Origin of the sequence: Salinivibrio sp. MA351, assembly GCF_001996065.1 — a bacterium.
Taxonomy (GTDB): Bacteria; Pseudomonadota; Gammaproteobacteria; order Enterobacterales; family Vibrionaceae; genus Salinivibrio; species Salinivibrio costicola.
Genome location: NZ_MUFG01000009.1, coordinates 33,736 through 50,263, shown reverse-complemented (window position 1 = coordinate 50,263; position 16,528 = coordinate 33,736). Strand labels below are relative to the sequence as shown.

At 50.0% G+C, this 16,528-nt stretch carries 14 protein-coding genes; 10 read left to right on the top strand and 4 right to left on the bottom strand.

Features of this window, described 5'->3' with window-relative positions:
* Window positions 1-4: 4 nt before the first annotated feature.
* The 4 genes from BZG78_RS06875 to lnt are packed head-to-tail and all read left to right on the top strand — an operon-like array spanning window position 5 to window position 3,991.
* On the top strand, window positions 5-1,093 hold the full coding sequence (locus tag BZG78_RS06875) for a PhoH family protein (protein ID WP_101494535.1): 1,089 nt from the start codon (window positions 5-7) through the stop codon (window positions 1,091-1,093).
* Entirely contained in the window at window positions 1,090-1,560 is a 471-nt protein-coding gene (ybeY, locus tag BZG78_RS06870; RefSeq protein WP_025744482.1) for an rRNA maturation RNase YbeY, read from the top strand. The genes BZG78_RS06875 and ybeY overlap by 4 nt, the downstream gene beginning before the upstream one ends.
* An 18-nt stretch (window positions 1,561-1,578) precedes the next feature.
* Window positions 1,579-2,451, top strand: coding sequence for a CNNM family magnesium/cobalt transport protein CorC (gene corC / locus BZG78_RS06865; RefSeq protein WP_025744481.1), 873 nt, complete (start codon window positions 1,579-1,581; stop codon window positions 2,449-2,451).
* Window positions 2,438-3,991: an apolipoprotein N-acyltransferase gene (gene lnt / locus BZG78_RS06860; protein ID WP_077660753.1), complete on the top strand. Its 1,554-nt coding sequence runs from the start codon at window positions 2,438-2,440 to the stop codon at window positions 3,989-3,991. The genes corC and lnt overlap by 14 nt, the downstream gene beginning before the upstream one ends.
* 46 nt (window positions 3,992-4,037) lie before the next feature.
* Here the strand turns inward: lnt and BZG78_RS06855 are convergent, their stop codons facing one another.
* Window positions 4,038-5,219 carry a DUF2066 domain-containing protein gene (locus BZG78_RS06855; RefSeq protein ID WP_077660752.1) on the bottom strand — a complete coding sequence of 394 codons (1,182 nt, stop codon included), beginning with the start codon at window positions 5,217-5,219 and terminating at the stop codon, window positions 4,038-4,040.
* A 293-nt stretch (window positions 5,220-5,512) separates the two neighbouring features.
* On the opposite strand from BZG78_RS06855, the gene BZG78_RS06850 reads away from it, so the two are divergent.
* Complete coding sequence (locus BZG78_RS06850; RefSeq protein ID WP_077647135.1) at window positions 5,513-6,763, top strand: uracil-xanthine permease family protein; 1,251 nt, start codon at window positions 5,513-5,515, stop codon at window positions 6,761-6,763.
* 95 nt (window positions 6,764-6,858) lie between these two features.
* Here the strand turns inward: BZG78_RS06850 and gltX are convergent, their stop codons facing one another.
* The 3 genes from gltX to zipA form a co-directional block, all read right to left on the bottom strand.
* Complete coding sequence (gene gltX, locus BZG78_RS06845) at window positions 6,859-8,283, bottom strand: glutamate--tRNA ligase (RefSeq protein WP_077575935.1); 1,425 nt, start codon at window positions 8,281-8,283, stop codon at window positions 6,859-6,861.
* Window positions 8,284-8,389: 106 nt separating this feature from the next.
* Window positions 8,390-10,399 (bottom strand): NAD-dependent DNA ligase LigA, encoded by a 2,010-nt coding sequence (ligA, locus tag BZG78_RS06840; protein WP_077660751.1) that lies wholly within the window; start codon window positions 10,397-10,399, stop codon window positions 8,390-8,392.
* Between the two features lie 112 nt (window positions 10,400-10,511).
* Window positions 10,512-11,471 (bottom strand): cell division protein ZipA, encoded by a 960-nt coding sequence (gene zipA / locus BZG78_RS06835; RefSeq protein ID WP_077660750.1) that lies wholly within the window; start codon window positions 11,469-11,471, stop codon window positions 10,512-10,514.
* 278 nt (window positions 11,472-11,749) lie between these two features.
* Between zipA and cysZ the strand changes: the two genes are divergently transcribed.
* The 5 genes from cysZ to crr all read left to right on the top strand — a co-directional run bounded on the left by cysZ (window position 11,750) and on the right by crr (window position 16,494).
* Window positions 11,750-12,508, top strand: a complete 759-nt coding sequence (gene cysZ / locus BZG78_RS06830) for a sulfate transporter CysZ (RefSeq protein ID WP_025744477.1) — start codon at window positions 11,750-11,752, stop codon at window positions 12,506-12,508.
* Between the two features lie 116 nt (window positions 12,509-12,624).
* On the top strand, window positions 12,625-13,593 hold the full coding sequence (gene cysK / locus BZG78_RS06825) for a cysteine synthase A (protein ID WP_077461598.1): 969 nt from the start codon (window positions 12,625-12,627) through the stop codon (window positions 13,591-13,593).
* Between the two features lie 316 nt (window positions 13,594-13,909).
* Entirely contained in the window at window positions 13,910-14,167 is a 258-nt protein-coding gene (locus BZG78_RS06820; RefSeq protein ID WP_025673281.1) for an HPr family phosphocarrier protein, read from the top strand.
* Window positions 14,168-14,217: 50 nt separating this feature from the next.
* A complete protein-coding gene (gene ptsI, locus BZG78_RS06815) occupies window positions 14,218-15,945 on the top strand; it encodes a phosphoenolpyruvate-protein phosphotransferase PtsI (protein WP_077575939.1) in 1,728 nt (575 codons plus the stop codon).
* 39 nt (window positions 15,946-15,984) lie between these two features.
* Window positions 15,985-16,494 (top strand): PTS glucose transporter subunit IIA, encoded by a 510-nt coding sequence (crr, locus tag BZG78_RS06810; RefSeq protein WP_025744475.1) that lies wholly within the window; start codon window positions 15,985-15,987, stop codon window positions 16,492-16,494.
* Window positions 16,495-16,528: the final 34 nt, after the last annotated feature.

The window sequence follows — 16,528 nt, the reverse complement described above, 5'->3', positions numbered from 1 at the left end:
GATAATCTTGTCTAAAATCATCTCTCTTGACCTTACATTAGAACCTGCCGACAACACCCGTCTTGCCAACTTATGTGGCCCGTTTGACGATAATATCAAACAACTAGAGCGCCGCTTGGGTGTTGAAATTAGCCACCGCCATAATGCCTTTACGGTGATGGGCAAACCCCACACCGCCAACGCCGCCGTCGACATCTTAAAGCGGCTGTATGTGGATACGGCCCCCGTGCGTGGCAGTTCGCCCGACATTGAGCCCGAAGCCATTCATTTGGCGATCAAAGAGTCTGGCGTGTTAGAACAGAACACCGAATCGAGCATCCCTTACGGTAAAGAGATTAACATCAAGACCAAAAAAGGGGTGATTAAACCGCGCACGCCAAATCAGGCGCAATACATCGCCAATATGGTCAATCATGACATTACTTTTGGCATTGGTCCGGCGGGCACAGGTAAAACCTACCTCGCCGTCGCAGCCGCGGTAGACGCGCTGGAACGCCAAGAAATTCGCCGTATTTTGCTGACACGTCCTGCGGTAGAGGCCGGTGAAAAACTGGGCTTTTTGCCCGGCGATCTCAGCCAAAAAGTCGATCCTTATCTGCGCCCTTTGTACGATGCCTTGTTTGAAATGCTTGGCTTTGAGCGGGTCGAAAAACTGATTGATCGTAATGTGATCGAGGTAGCACCGCTGGCTTATATGCGTGGCCGAACCTTGAATGATGCTTTTATCATCCTAGATGAAAGCCAAAACACCACGGTCGAGCAGATGAAAATGTTCCTGACTCGGATTGGTTTTAATTCACGGGCCGTCATCACCGGTGACGTTACCCAAGTCGATTTACCGCGCAATGCCCGCTCAGGGCTACGCCATGCGATTGAAGTGCTGTCTGACGTGAATGAAATTAGCTTTCACTTCTTCCAAGCCGACGATGTGGTGCGCCACCAAGTGGTTACCCGTATTGTTCAGGCCTATGATAAGTGGGAAGCAGAAGATGCGAAGGCACGCAAAGAGGCTGAAGCACGTCGCCGAGAAGCGCGTGAAGCACAGCAAGTCGCGGTGCAACCAACCTCTATCCCACCACAGGACCCATCATGAGCTATTACGTCGATGTCCAGGTCGCCTGTGATGACGAACAGGGGCTGCCCAGTGATGACCAGCTTCAAGCTTGGTTTGAACATGCAATACGCGAAGCCAAGCCTCAAGCGGAAGTGACGATCCGGATTGTGGATGAAGGTGAGAGCCAGAGCTTAAATCGCGACTATCGTGGCAAAGATAAACCGACGAATGTGTTATCTTTCCCCTTTGAAGCACCTCCTGGGGTAGACATAGATTTACTCGGTGATCTGGTGGTATGTCGCCAAGTTGTTGAGCAAGAGGCACAGCAGCAAGGCAAAACGCTGATGGATCACTGGGCACACATGGTCGTCCATGGTAGCTTACACTTATTGGGCTACGACCATATTGAGGATGATGAAGCCGAGCAAATGGAAGCCTTGGAACGAAAGATCCTGGCAACCATGGGGGTCAGTGACCCTTATGCGAATGACTTCATTGAGCGTTAACTAACTGAATGAAATTGAATGAACGACGATAATTCGCAAAACGCAGACGGTCCGAGTAGGAAGACCTTCTTCGAACGGCTGGGTCAGTTTTTCCAAGCTGATCCAAAAGACAGACAAGAACTGGTGGACGTATTTCGCGACTCAGAGCAAAACGCCCTGATCGATCAGGACACCCGGGATATGCTGGAAGGTGTGATGCAAATCTCTGACATGCGTGTGAGAGATATCATGATACCCCGTTCGCAGATGGTAATCGTTGAACGATCGCAGTCATTGGAAGCGATCATTAATATTATTATTGATGCCCAACACTCACGTTATCCTGTGATCAGTGATGACAAAGACCATGTTGAAGGCATCTTGCTTGCGAAAGATTTGTTGCGCTATCTGCGCCCCGATGCTGAAGATTTCGACATCGAAAAGGTCTTACGCCCTGTTGTGGTGGTACCAGAGAGTAAGCGGGTTGACCGTCTACTTAAAGAGTTCCAAGAAGAACGCTACCACATGGCGATCGTCATCGATGAATTCGGCGGGGTATCGGGCGTTGTCACCATTGAAGATATTCTCGAAGAAATTGTAGGCGAGATCGAAGACGAGTATGACGATGAGGAAGAGCAAGAGATTCGCCAACTCAGTCGCCATACCTTCTCGATGAAAGCACTGACCACCTTAGAAGACTTTAACGAGCATTTTGGCGCCCAGTTCCAAGATGACGTGGTAGACACTATCGGTGGGTTGGTTATGACCAGTTTTGGTCATCTTCCTGATCGTGGTGAAGAAGTCGACATTGGTGACTACCATTTTAAAGTGACGGCCGCTGATAGTCGTCGTATCATTCAGCTACAAGTCACCATTCCAGACAGTAGCGAATCGAACAGTGAAAACGCCTAACCGTTTACGCCCATTGGGGCAGCCATTATTGGCTGCCCTTTTTGGTGCGCTCGCCACCCTCGCCTTTTCCCCTTTTTCCTATTGGCCCTTTATGTTGGTCGCACTCTGGGGCTTGTTGCTTCTTCTGCAAGTTGCTTCCTCGCCCAAACGCGCGGCTTGGATAGGTTTTAGCTGGGGGCTCGGCCAGTTTACAACTGGGGTAAGCTGGGTGTATGTCAGTATTGACCATTTTGGCGGGATGCCTGTGATCGCAGGCCTGTTTTTGATGGCACTGCTTATCGTCTATTTATCGCTTTACCCCGCGCTATTCGGCTGGCTGATACATAAATCACCCATCAAGCAAGCGGGCATAAAATGGACGATGCTGGCACCTGCCTTGTGGTTAGTGGTTGATTGGCTAAGAGGCTGGGTATTTACCGGTTTTCCCTGGTTATGGCCAGGTTATAGCCAAATAGACAGCCCGTTTGCGGGTATCGCCCCGGTACTGGGTGTACAAGGGATCACGCTCGTCTTGGTGTCGCTTGCGGGCTTAGCCGCCTTGGTGACCCCCCATTGGGGACAATGGCAGGGGCGTGTTCGCCTCTTCGGTATGATCGCTATCATAGGGCTTTTTGCCGTCAGTGAAGGGCTCGGGTCGGTCAAGTGGACAACCAAAACCGATCAGCAGCAAACGGTCTCACTGATCCAAGGCAACGTCCCTCAAGCACTCAAGTGGCGCGCCGACCAACGCTGGCCAACCTTGATGAAGTATCTGGATTTAACCCGTCAACATTGGGACAGTGACGTGGTGATTTGGCCAGAAGCCGCCATTCCCGCATTAGAGCGAGATCTCCCCCGCTTTTTTTCGCAGCTGGACCAAGCGGGCAAGCACAATCAAACCACGGTGATCACGGGGGCGCTCGATCAGCGTGAGGATGGCACCTATTTTAATAATGTGCTCGCGCTCGGTGCAAAAACGCCGCGCTATCAGTATCCAGCACCCGCCCAGTACAGCAAACATCACTTACTCCCCTTTGGCGAGTTTGTGCCGTTTGAGTCACTGCTTCGTCCTTTGGCGCCGATTTTTAATCTGCCCATGTCGTCATTTTCCCCAGGCGAAGCGATTCAACCGGCTTTGCCTGCGAACGGCTGGGAATACATTACCGCCCTGTGTTATGAAATTGCGTTTCCCGCGCAAATCCGTGAAAACCTCACCGCCAGTAGCGACGCCATTATTACCCTCTCGAATGACGCCTGGTTTGGGCGCTCTATTGGGCCTTGGCAACATCTAGAAATTGCGCGTATGCGCGCGCTCGAGTTCGGCTTACCCGTGATCCGAGCCACCAATAACGGGGTGACGGCTTTAGTCGATGAACGCGGTCAGATTGACGCCTCATTGCCACAATTTGAGACGCAAGTTTTAACCACACAAATTACTCAAACACAGGGGCTGACACCCTATCGTCAATGGGGAAACGGACCGCTTTGGATGTGGATTGTTATCAGTGGCCTGGTGAGTCTGATTGCTTGGCGTCGTACTATTTATTCACAAAAGGGCTAGCGGTCGTCGCTAGCCTTTATGTTTGACTATTGCTTTTCAGGTCAGATTAAGACGTCCACACAAACCACAGGCGTTGATTGTCGGTTGAATCGGCATCGCGGCTATCCGTCAGTGCTGGGGTAGCAAACAACAACTCGGTTGTCTGCTTGTCACTATCAGTATCGGATACAGCAGTCTCACTCTTGTCCTCTGACATCGTGCTGTCTTGCTCTTCAGCGGGTGCCATCGTACGTGCCTCACGCTCTTGAGGCGTCATCAAGCGAATATGTCGATTGGCGGTGAGCTCGTTGATTAGTGCTTGTTGAGAGGCCGCTAAACGTACATCGAAAATCAGGGTATCATCGTTTAATTCTGCTAAGTGCACCTGTTGTAGCGCATTTAACCCCGCTAATGTGCGCTCAAGATCGACATAGTCATCGCCGTTATCCATGCCTGCAATGGCAATTTGAAGCGATGCACGCTCATCATCGTTATCGAGTACCACACCAGTTTGCTCGGCATAGTAATCAGCAATAGTATCAATCATGGCTTGGGCATTATTGGCTTGCCCGCGAGTTTGATCTAATTGCATGTCACTGGTATCGGGGAAGAATTGCCAACGGATCCCTTGCTCAGTCAACTTTCCGATCACAATGCCATCGGGCTGGTAGCGCTGACTGGCTTGCTCAACAGGATCAATAAAGCCGCCCCACAGATCACTGCTAGAGATCGCCATCAAATCATCAAAGTCACCCACCGGAATTAACACCGGCAGGCCGCGTATGGCCGCTGCATCACGTAGTTGGTCAATCACAGGACGCCCACTTTGCTCCCAAATAATTTGCCGGTCGCCATCACGGTCATCGACAAGCCACACTAATACTGCTGGGCGAGGACTCCCCCATAAGGGCAACCCTGCCTGGCGCAGCACGGCGCGAATTTTTTGACTATCAAACCCGACTTCGAGTGTTCGCTGTGCGGTACCATCAGATTGATCCTTGCTTTCTCCATATCCGAGCTGAGAGATGAAACCATCAACGTCTTGCTGCGCTTGCTCGACCGCAGGATTATCCGACACCTCGCGTTGTCCCGAGACTTTAGTCAGTACCGCGATCAGCGCTTGTTTTTTTGCCGCTTGTTGTGAGGTTTGCGCGCCATTATCCAGCGGGATACTGGCATGATAAAGGGGGCTTGCCATCGCACTTGGCAACCAAACACAGGCAATAAGGGCCAACAAAAATCGATTCATAGTTTTTCCACATAGATAAATGGGCGTCCAGCGATCATAAGCGGATAGCGCTAGGTTCAGCAATCCTCAATTGTAAAAAAGAGAGGACAAAGGGGATCGCACCACCAGCAAACAGCCTTGATTCGATGCCATCAAGGCGAGCAAGCGATCATGAGGCTGACTATGTTTGCATATGGATTAAAATGAAATCCGTTACATCATTTATTTGCTACCGATCTCACATTTAAAAACATGATGGGAATCACATAAACGCTTTGTGCTAGCATTGCGCGATTTTTTTTGGAGGTGAGATTATGTTGCAAGTTTTACAAGGGGCACAAATGCTGTTCGTCGCATTTGGTGCCTTGGTGTTAGTGCCACTGTTAACCGGGCTCGACCCGAACGTCGCACTCTTTGGGGCCGGGATCGGTACCCTGATATTCCAAGTCATCACCCGCCGCTCCGTCCCTATCTTCCTTGCCTCTTCCTTTGCTTTTATTGCTCCCATTCTGTACGGCGTCAACAATTTTGGTATTCCCGCCACCATGGGTGGCCTCATGGCAGCCGGTGTGATCTATTTATTGATGGGCGCCATCATTCGGATTAAAGGCGTGGATATTATTCACAAGCTCCTGCCACCGGTTGTAGTTGGCCCTGTGATTATGGTTATCGGCCTTGGGTTGGCTCCCACCGCCGTGAATATGGCACTCGGTAAAACTGGCGATGGGAGTGAGCAGTTAATTGCGGGGGACATGGCTATCTGGATCTCTTTGCTGTCATTGCTCACGACCATTGCAGTGAGTGTGTTTGCGAAAGGCTTTTTCAAATTAGTCCCGATTATGGCAGGGATTGTGGTGGGCTATGTTGCCAGCCTCGTCGTTGGTATTGTTGACTTTACTCAAGTTGCGAATGCGAGCTGGTTGATGATGCCTGCTTTTACGCTCCCAGAGTTTAACATCAATGCCATCTTATTTATGATCCCTGTCGCCATCGCGCCTGCCGTTGAGCACGTAGGCGATATGCTGGCCATTTCTAATGTCACCCGTAAAGACTACCTGAAAAAGCCAGGCCTACACCGCACGATGGCCGGTGATGGTGCCGCAACCATTGCCGCTTCACTGTTCGGCGCGCCACCCAATACCACGTATAGTGAAGTGACGGGCGCGGTAATGCTGACCAAAGCGTTTAACCCCAAAATCATGACCTATGCGGCGGTCACTGCCATCGTACTCGCCTTTGTGGGTAAGCTCGGGGCAATGCTGCTTACCATTCCTTTACCAGTGATGGGCGGGATTATGATCTTGCTGTTTGGCTCTATTGCGACCGTCGGGCTCAATACGTTAATTCGTAATCAAGTCGACCTACATGATTCGCGTAACCTTGCCATTGTTGGCGTCACCTTGGTATTTGGTATCGGCGGCATGGCGTTTGGCATTGGCGATTTTAGCCTGCAAGGTATTAGCCTATGTGGTGTGGTAGCGATTGTGCTCAACTTAGTACTCCCGCGCCAAATGGGCGAAAACCATATTGTTGACAGTGCGCAAATGGAAGAAGAAAAGCACTAATCCCCCAACCTTCATCCATTAAAAAGGGCGCTGACATTCAGCGCCCTTATCTTTTGTCATCAGACTAACGTACCTAGTCTTCAAGATAACCGGATTTAGCTTTGTGCTGCGCGCGCTTCAACCAGCTTGATCGCTTGGTCGATGCGGGCAACTACCCGATCTTTACCAATCAGGTGCATCACCGCATCAACAGATGGGGATTGACCGCCACCCGTGACTGCAACACGCAATGGCATGCCGACTTTACCCATACCAACGTCTAGCTCTGCACATGTATCGGCAATCACCGCTTTCAGGGCATCAACCGTCCAATCATCCAGCGCTTCAATCTTGCCTTTTGCCACTTGCAACGGCTCTAAAGCGACGGGACGCAGATGTTTTTTCGCGGCGGTCGCGTCTATTTCATCAAAGTCTTGGTAGAAGTAACGGCTTTGTGCGGCTAATTCCACCAGGGTGTTGCAGCGCTCGCCAACCAATCCAATGACGTCCGTCAAGGCAGGGCCTTGGCTAGCGTCAATCTGTTGTTGATCAAGATGCCACTGCAAGTGCTTAGCGACCTCGTCCGGATCACCATGCTTAATGTAATGGTTGTTCAACCAATGCAGTTTCTCCGTATTGAACGCTGACGCCGACTTGCTGATCGCTCCTAATGAGAAAAATTCAATCATTTCTTCCATTGAAAATATCTCTTGGTCACCGTGCGACCAACCAAGACGCACAAGGTAGTTACGCAACGCTTGCGGCAAGAAGCCTTGATCACGGTACTGCATGACGCTGACCGCACCGTGGCGTTTAGACAATTTGGCGCCATCGTCGCCTAGAATCATCGAGCAATGAGCAAACTCAGGAACGGGCGCGCCCAGTGCCTCGTAGATATTAATCTGGCGCGGCGTGTTGTTAATGTGATCTTCGCCGCGGACAACTTGGGTGATCCCCATGTCCCAATCATCCACGACGACGCAGAAGTTGTAAGTTGGGCTGCCATCCGTTCGACGAATAATCAGATCGTCAAGCTCGCTGTTGGCAATCTCAATACGACCACGAATTTTATCGTCAAAAACAACCTTACCCTCTTTCGGGTTGCGGAAACGGATCACATGCGGGTCATCCGCCTTGGCTTGGCTGTTTGCTTCAACCACTTTGGGGTGATTAGCATCGTAACGTGCCTTTAAGCCATTCGCTTTTTGCTCTTCACGAATGGTGTCCAAAAGATCTTTGGGCGCATAACACTTGTAGGCTTTGTCTTCGGCCAGCAACTGATCGACTAATTCGTTATAACGATCAAAGCGCTTGGTTTGGTAGTACGGCCCTTCATCCCAATCAAGACCTAACCATTCCATGCCGGTTAAAATAGCATCAACCGCTTCTTGGGTTGAACGTTCGATATCAGTATCTTCAATTCGCAAGACAAATTGACCGCCTTGGCTGCGTGCTGCTAACCAAGAATACAGTGCGGTACGTGCACCGCCCACGTGCAAAAAGCCGGTTGGGCTGGGGGCAAAGCGGGTTTTGATAGTCATTAGGATCCCTATCCCAGTGCTGAGAATGATGAGTAACGGTTAGTTTACCAGTCCAGGTAAATTCCACAATCAGGCCATGCGCAGAGGCTGCACATGGCCATGTAAACTACTGGTTGATTAAGGCGATCATCGCGTCTTCGTCGAGGACTGTTACGCCAAGATCTTGTGCTTTCGTCAGTTTAGAGCCAGCCGCTTCACCGGCGATCAACATATCGGTTTTTGCCGAGACACTGCCGGTCACTTTCGCGCCCAGTGCCTGTAACGCCGTTTTGGCATCGGTGCGTGACATTTGCGATAGCGTACCGGTCAGCACAATGGTTTTCCCCGCCAGCGGTTGTGCCTGTTCGTCTAATGGCGCACTCACCGCTGGCCAGTGAATGCCGGTGTTGAGCAGCGCATCTAAAACCGCTTGGTTATGTGGCTCAGCAAAAAAGCGAACGATATGGCCCGCGACAATGGCGCCCACATCAGGTACCGCAATCAGTGCTTCTTCATCCGCTGCACGCAGAGCGCCTAAGGTTTTAAAATGCAGGGCAAGATTTTGCGCGGTAGCTTCACCGACTTCTCGGATCCCAAGCGCATAGATAAAGCGTGATAACGTCGTCGCTTTGGCTTTATCCAACGCATCAACCAAATTTTGCGCCGATTTCGGCCCCATTCGATCGAGCTGCGTCACACGCCCTGGGGTTAAGGTGAAGAGATCGGCAGGCGTTTCAATCAGCTCTTTTTCAATTAACTGCTCGACAATTTTATCGCCTAGGCCGTCAATATCCATGGCCTTGCGTGAGGCAAAGTGTTTAATCGCTTCTTTACGCTGAGCCAGACAAATAAGCCCGCCGGTGCAGCGTGCGACCGCTTCACCCTCAATGCGGATCACGGCCGACTCACAGACCGGACAGGCGTCGGGAAACACAATCGGTTTCGCCTGCGCCGGACGCCGGCTTTCCACGACGCCAACCACTTGTGGGATCACATCACCCGCACGGCGAATGACCACAGTATCGCCAATGTGCACGCCTAAACGTTCTATTTCATCACCGTTATGTAAGGTCGCGTTGCTCACCGTCACGCCCCCGACAAAAACAGGTTCAAGCTTCGCCACTGGGGTGATAGCGCCCGTGCGGCCAACTTGAAATTCAACATCGTTGAGGCGGGTGATTTCTTCTTGTGCCGGAAATTTATAGGCAATCGCCCAGCGTGGTGCCCGTGCAACAAATCCGAGCGTTTCTTGGCTGGCTATCTTGTCCACTTTGATCACCACCCCATCAATTTCATAGGGCAGATCATCACGGCGGGCCAAAATATCTTGGTAGTAGGCTTTAACGCCCTCAAGTCCCGACACTTGTTTTACTTCTGGGCTCAGGGCAAGCCCCCATTTTTTAAGCCTATTTAAGCGCTCGCTCTGCCCTTCTCCGAACGGTGTCGACATCACGCCCACCGCATAGGCATAAAAGCTCAGCGGTCGATTGGCGGCGACTTTCGAGTCAAGTTGACGCAGGCTACCCGCCGCAGCGTTCCGTGGGTTAGCGAAGGTTTTATCGCCACGCTTTAACGCTGCCTCATTAAGCGCTTCAAAGCCTGCTTTCGGCATAAACACTTCGCCACGCACTTCTAAACGCTCAGGCCAATCCCCTGCTTGCAAGGTCAATGGGACATTGCGAATCGTTTTTACATTGTGCGTAATATTCTCGCCCGTGGTCCCATCGCCTCGCGTCGCGGCCTGCACCAATACACCGTTTTCATAAATCAGGCTGACAGCCAAGCCATCAAGCTTTGGTTCACAGGTATAGGTGACGGGTTCAGTGTTACCGAGTCTGTCTTTGACTCGGCGCTCAAAATCGACGAGATCATCATCACTGAACGCGTTACCAAGCGACAACATCGCCAGCTCATGGGTAACGGTTTCAAAAGCGCTCAGTGGCGCGCCGCCTACACGCTGGCTAGGCGAATCTGACGTCACCCATTCAGGATGCTCAGCTTCAATGGCCAGCAACGTTTGCATCAAACGATCGTATTCGGCATCGGGCAGCTCAGGACTGTCTTCAACGTAATAACGGTAGGCGTGATAGTTGAGCTGATGCTTAATGTCATCAAGTTGTTGTTTACTGTAAGCCATGGTTTGGTTCGTCGTATCAGCAGAGTTGCAGGCAAGTATATCGATAAATCGCCAACAGCGGGAGCCATGTCCCGCTGTCCGTCTAAGCAATCATCAATCGGTGTTAAGCGCGTTACGAGGCGTTGAAGGCTTTCACTCGCTCACGGTATTCGTCAAGGCGTGATGGTGTCATCATTGAGCGGGCATCATCTAATACCAATCCACCCAACTCATCCGCAATTTGTTGTGCCGTTTGCAGCATCAATTTAAAGTTTTGCTCTGGCTCACCGTAGCAAGGTAGCGTCATAAAAAAGCTGATCCCAGGCGTTTCAAAGCTCTCTGAGTGACTCACATCAAAGGTGCCGGGCTTGACCATATTCGCGACGCTGAATAGAACCTTACCACTGCCAGATAAGTCTGAATGACGATGATAAATCCCCATGTCACCAAAGCGCAGTCCATATTGCTCAAGGGTCGGAATTAAGTCCAAACCACTAAATACCGCATTATTATTGGCATGCACGTGTAAGACTAATACTTCGGTATCGTCGGGCTCATCGGCTTGGGTTGCCGTTTTTTCTGACGCACGCTCGTGGCTTTCATGCTCATCAACCTCAGCTTGAGTCGCCCCGTCGGTATGCATTGTTTCCGCTTCTGGTTGCGCGGAGGCGATATTGGCAGCTTCTGTCTCTCCTGTCTCGTCGCCATCATTGGAGGCAACCGACGCAGAGGCAAAGCTAGGATCATCATCGGTTGCCGACATTGACGGGTAAAGCGTTTGTTCTGAGTCAGACGCCACCTGAGTGTCACCGGCAAATAGAGGATCAACATCAGGCTTGTCGCCGAAGCTGACAGCAGGCTCCTGACGCGCGGGCTTTTCATTGCCATGCTTAGTATTACTGACCACTCTCACCGCACCAATACCGTCTTGGTCAAACTTTTGCGCGTCGTTATCGTCTTCCAGTTTTCCCAACGGCTTTTCGCCGAACTTGGTCGTCTTTTCTTTCTTGTTTGTCCAGAGACCATGCAACAGCAAAGCTGCAATTGCTAATGCTCCCAAAACAATCAGTACAAGGCGCAATTCCTGCATCATTGATTCTCAAATCTATCTATGTTCAGCGTTTTGATTAGCTTATGTCACAACGCCGACAGCTTTGCAAACGTTAGTGGAATCATAAGCGGGGCCCGATGGCTGACGCAATGCGTTCATGGTCAACTTAGTTAACTGTATCAAAAGTTGGGAAGAATTTAACGAATCGAGACACACAAATCCGTAAACTTTCCCATTATGGGGTCATTGTCATCGCCATGGCTCCCCCATACTATAACCGCAAACCGTCAGTCGATACCGTAAACCATCAAGGAGAAACAATGAACAACGCGACACGCCCTCGTCCTCAAAGCGGCGCGGGCTACCTTTTTCAGGGGTTTTCATTAATGATGACACCCGGATTACGCCGCTTTGTGATCATTCCGATCCTCGTAAATGTGCTGCTACTTGGCGGGGCGTTTATCTATTTACTCTCACAATTTAGTGAATGGCTCGATCACTGGATGGCTATGCTACCTGAGTGGTTATCCTGGCTCTCGTTTGTGATTTGGCCTTTGGTCGTGATTGCGATTTTAGTGGTGTTCTCCTACGCATTCAGTACTCTCGCTAACTGGATTGCGGCGCCATTCAACGGCTTATTGTCTGAGCATCTGGAAGCGAAACTCACCGGTGCCCCCGCGCCCGACGATGGGATCACGGGACTTATCAAGGATGTACCGCGTGTTATGAAGCGCGAGTGGCAAAAGCTAACCTATTACATACCCAAAGCACTCGGATTATTGTTATTGCTTTGGATCCCCGCCATTGGCCAAACCTTAGGCCCTGTGCTTTGGTTTTTATTTAGCGCTTGGATGATGGCCATTCAGTATTGCGACTACCCGTTCGATAACCATAAGGTCGCTTTCCCAACCATGCGCGATACTCTCAAACAACAGCGAGGCACCTCGTTGAGCTTTGGCGCAGTCGTCATGTTGTTTACTATGACACCTTTACTGAATCTCATCGTCATGCCTGCCGCAGTATGTGGTGCAACCGCCATGTGGGTCGATCGCCATAAAGAGCAGTTGGGGCGTAATTAGCGCCCCTTACGCTTTCACACTCACAATAAGATATAACCAACCGATCCTTTCAAAAACAGGCATTAGCGATATGCTTGGAGCAGTAATTTAAATCGGTGTCATGAAGGAACGATACAATGGGCAAGATTTACGAAGACAATACGCAAACAATTGGCCATACCCCACTGGTACGCCTAAACCGTGTTGCTAAGCCGAATGTGTTAGCAAAAGTAGAAGCACGTAACCCAAGCTTTAGTGTGAAGTGCCGCATCGGTGCCAACATGATCTGGGATGCGGAAAAAAAAGGCACCCTGAAACCAGGCATTGAGCTGATTGAACCTACGAGTGGTAATACCGGGGTTGCGCTGGCTTATGTTGCCGCAGCACGCGGGTATAAATTGACGCTTACCATGCCAGAGTCGATGAGCCTTGAGCGTCGTAAGCTACTTAAAGCGATGGGCGCGACATTGGTGCTCACCGAAGCGCCTAAAGGGATGAAAGGCGCAATTGCGAAAGCAGAGGAAATCATGGCGCAAGCGCCTGGTAAATATCTTATGCTCCAGCAGTTCGACAACCCAGCCAACCCAGAAATTCACGAAAAGACCACAGGCCCTGAGATCTGGGAAGATACTGACGGTGAAATCGATGTGTTTGTTGCCGGTGTCGGCACCGGGGGGACACTGACCGGTGTGAGCCGCTATATCAAAAACACGCAAGGGAAAGCCATTACCACCGTCGCGGTGGAGCCTGCGGAGTCACCCGTGATTGCTCAAACTATTGCTGGCCAAGACGTACAACCGGCCCCTCATAAAATTCAGGGCATCGGCGCCGGCTTTGTCCCAAAAAACTTGGATATTAAGTTAGTTGATCAGGTCGTTTCTGTGAGCTCAGATGAAGCGATTGCCATGGCACGCCGCTTGATGGAAGAAGAAGGTATCCTAGGTGGGATCTCATCAGGCGCAGCCGTTGTCGCCGCGAACAAAATTGCCGAGCTCCCCGAGTTTGCGAATAAGACGATTGTCACAATTTTACCAAGTGCCGCCGAGCGTTATCTCAGTTCGCCACTATTTGCTGGCATGTTCACTGAGCTGGAAACAGAGCAGTAACAGCAGGTTAGCAATCTTCAACTGGTTTCTTCCCACAACAAAGGCCCAAATTGGGCCTTTTTTGTTTGATTTTTATATTAAGCTTTAGTAAAACACAGCAACATTTTTATTTTCCGCATCAAAATAAAAGCCCTTGAGGCGAGTGAGTGGAAGGTCAAAAATGAGAGAAAGATGACATGAAATTGACATGGATTAAGCTATCTGGTCGATTTCTTGGTTAGGTTAGCGTCAACGGATAGCGAAATCGCCCGTTAGCGGTTAAGCTAATCTTATATTTAATACATAGATTTAAAAAAATACAGAAACGGGGTGAATCATGTATCAGAAGCAAGTTGAAATTAGTGCAGAAAACGGCCTACACACTCGTCCAGCGGCGCAGTTCGTCAAAGAAGCAAAAAGCTATGACGCTGACATCACTGTTGAGTCAAACGGTAAGAGCGCGAGCGCGAAAAGCCTATTTAAACTGCAAACCCTTGGCTTGACCAAAGGCACCAAGGTGACTATCTCTGCTGAAGGTGCGCAAGCACAACAAGCCGTTGATCACCTGGTAAAACTGATGGACGAGCTGGAGTAATCCGGCTCTTTTTCTATCGGTTTTAAGTTGGATAAACGTAAGGTAAAGCTATGATTTCAGGCATCCTGGCATCACCTGGTATTGCTTTTGGTAAAGCACTGCTGTTGCAAGAAGAAGACGTTGTCATCAATAAAGATAAGATTGATGCGTCTCGAATTGAAAAAGAAATTCAGCGCGTATTGGATGCTCGCGAACAGTCTAAGACGCAACTCGAAGCGATCAAAGACAAAGCAAGGGAAACCTTCGGCGAAGAGAAAGAAGCGATCTTCGAAGGTCACATCATGCTGCTAGAAGATGAAGAGCTGGAAGACGAGATTGTCAGCTTCATCAAATCTAACCATGCCACTGCAGATCATGCGATTTACGCTGTGATTGAAGAGCAGGCGGTGACGCTTGAATCTCTGGATGATGATTATCTGAAAGAGCGTGCGGCAGACATCCGTGATATTGGTTCTCGTTTTGTTAAAAACGCACTCGGCATCAACATGGTGTCTCTGAGCGCGATCAACGAAGAAGTGATCCTGGTTGCGAATGATCTGACGCCTTCAGAAACAGCACAGGTTGACCTGAATTATGTGCTCGGTTTTATCACCGATATCGGTGGTCGCACCTCGCACTCGTCGATCATGGCACGCTCGTTAGAGCTTCCAGCGATTGTGGGCACTAACAACGCCACCGCCAATGTTAAAAACGGTGACATGTTGGTGCTTGATGCGATTAACAACCAAATTGTCGTTAATCCTTCTGACGACGAGCTCAACAAGTTTAAAGCGATTCGTGATCAACACATCGCGGAAAAAGCCGAGCTCGCGAAGCTCAAAGACTTGCCTGCTATCACATTAGACGGCCACCAAGTCGAAGTGTGCGGCAACGTGGGCACAGTAAAAGACTGTGACGGTGTAAACCGTAACGGTGGTGAAGGTGTGGGTCTTTATCGCACTGAGTTCTTGTTCATGGACCGTGACTCGCTCCCTACTGAAGAAGAGCAATATCAAGCGTATAAGGCGGTCGCAAAAGCGATTGATGGTCACCCAGTGATCATTCGCACCATGGACATTGGCGGTGACAAAGATCTGCCTTATATGGACCTGCCTGAAGAAATGAACCCATTCTTGGGCTGGCGAGCCGTCCGTATCAGTCTTGACCGTCGCGAAATTCTCCGCGATCAGCTACGTGCGATTCTACGTGCATCGGCACACGGTAAAATTCGTGTCATGTTCCCGATGATTATTTCTGTCGAAGAAATCCGCGAGCTAAAAGAAGCGATTGAAACCTACAAAGCAGAGCTACGCCAAGAAGGCCTAGACTTTGATGCTGATCTTGAAATCGGCGTAATGGTTGAGACACCGGCCGCGGCTGCAATCGCTCACCACCTCGCGAAAGAAGTGGAATTTTTCAGCATCGGCACTAACGATTTGACCCAATACACCTTAGCGGTCGATCGTGGTAATGAGCTTATTTCGCACCTGTACAATCCACTGTCTCCTGCAGTACTAACGGTTATCAAGCAAGTGATTGATGCCTCACATGCTGAAGGAAAATGGACGGGGATGTGCGGAGAGCTTGCAGGTGATGAGAAAGCAACGTTACTATTGATGGGAATGGGTTTGGATGAGTTCAGCATGAGTGCCATTTCTATCCCTCGCATCAAGAAGATTATCCGTAATGCYAACTTTGCTGATGTGAAAGCGATGGCCGACACAGCGCTCACTTTGCCAACTGCGGCAGAAATCGAGGCCTATGTCGAAAAATTTATTGCGGAAAAAACCGCTTGCTAATATACAATCAGCAAAGAATTACTGCTTAGGAGCAACACTATGGGTCTGTTCGACAAACTGAAGAAGTTGGTGTCTGAAGACAGCAACGACGCTAGTGCTATTGAAATTATCGCCCCATTGTCGGGTGAGATCGTCAACATCGAAGACGTGCCTGACGTTGTGTTTGCTGAGAAAATCGTCGGTGATGGTGTTGCGATTAAGCCATCTGGTGACAAAATGGTAGCGCCAGTAAACGGCACTATCGGTAAGATTTTCGAAACCAACCACGCTTTCTCAATTGAGTCAGACGATGGCGTCGAGCTTTTTGTTCACTTTGGTATCGACACCGTCGAGCTGAAAGGCGAAGGCTTCAAGCGCATTGCCGAAGAAGGTCAAACGGTTAAAGCCGGTGATACCGTGATTGAATTTGATTTAGCGACACTCGAAGAGAAAGCGAAATCAACACTGACACCTGTTGTGATCTCGAATATGGATGAGATCAAAGAGTTGACCAAACTATCAGGTGCCGTCACTGTGGGTGAAACCCCAGTATTACGCGTCACCAAGTAATAAACCGTCTCTGGTTTAGACAAACGCAGCCAAT

What these genes read in the sequence shown, in the direction of transcription:
- ybeY (WP_025744482.1), top strand. Translation starts at nt 1,090, where the DNA reads ATGAGCTATTACGTCGATGTCCAGGTCGCCTGTGATGACGAACAGGGG.
- corC (WP_025744481.1), top strand. Translation starts at nt 1,579, where the DNA reads ATGAACGACGATAATTCGCAAAACGCAGACGGTCCGAGTAGGAAGACC.
- BZG78_RS06855 (WP_077660752.1), bottom strand. Translation starts at nt 5,219, where the DNA reads ATGAATCGATTTTTGTTGGCCCTTATTGCCTGTGTTTGGTTGCCAAGT.
- BZG78_RS06850 (WP_077647135.1), top strand. Translation starts at nt 5,513, where the DNA reads ATGTTGCAAGTTTTACAAGGGGCACAAATGCTGTTCGTCGCATTTGGT.
- gltX (WP_077575935.1), bottom strand. Translation starts at nt 8,283, where the DNA reads ATGACTATCAAAACCCGCTTTGCCCCCAGCCCAACCGGCTTTTTGCAC.
- ligA (WP_077660751.1), bottom strand. Translation starts at nt 10,399, where the DNA reads ATGGCTTACAGTAAACAACAACTTGATGACATTAAGCATCAGCTCAAC.
- zipA (WP_077660750.1), bottom strand. Translation starts at nt 11,471, where the DNA reads ATGATGCAGGAATTGCGCCTTGTACTGATTGTTTTGGGAGCATTAGCA.
- cysZ (WP_025744477.1), top strand. Translation starts at nt 11,750, where the DNA reads ATGAACAACGCGACACGCCCTCGTCCTCAAAGCGGCGCGGGCTACCTT.
- cysK (WP_077461598.1), top strand. Translation starts at nt 12,625, where the DNA reads ATGGGCAAGATTTACGAAGACAATACGCAAACAATTGGCCATACCCCA.
- BZG78_RS06820 (WP_025673281.1), top strand. Translation starts at nt 13,910, where the DNA reads ATGTATCAGAAGCAAGTTGAAATTAGTGCAGAAAACGGCCTACACACT.
- crr (WP_025744475.1), top strand. Translation starts at nt 15,985, where the DNA reads ATGGGTCTGTTCGACAAACTGAAGAAGTTGGTGTCTGAAGACAGCAAC.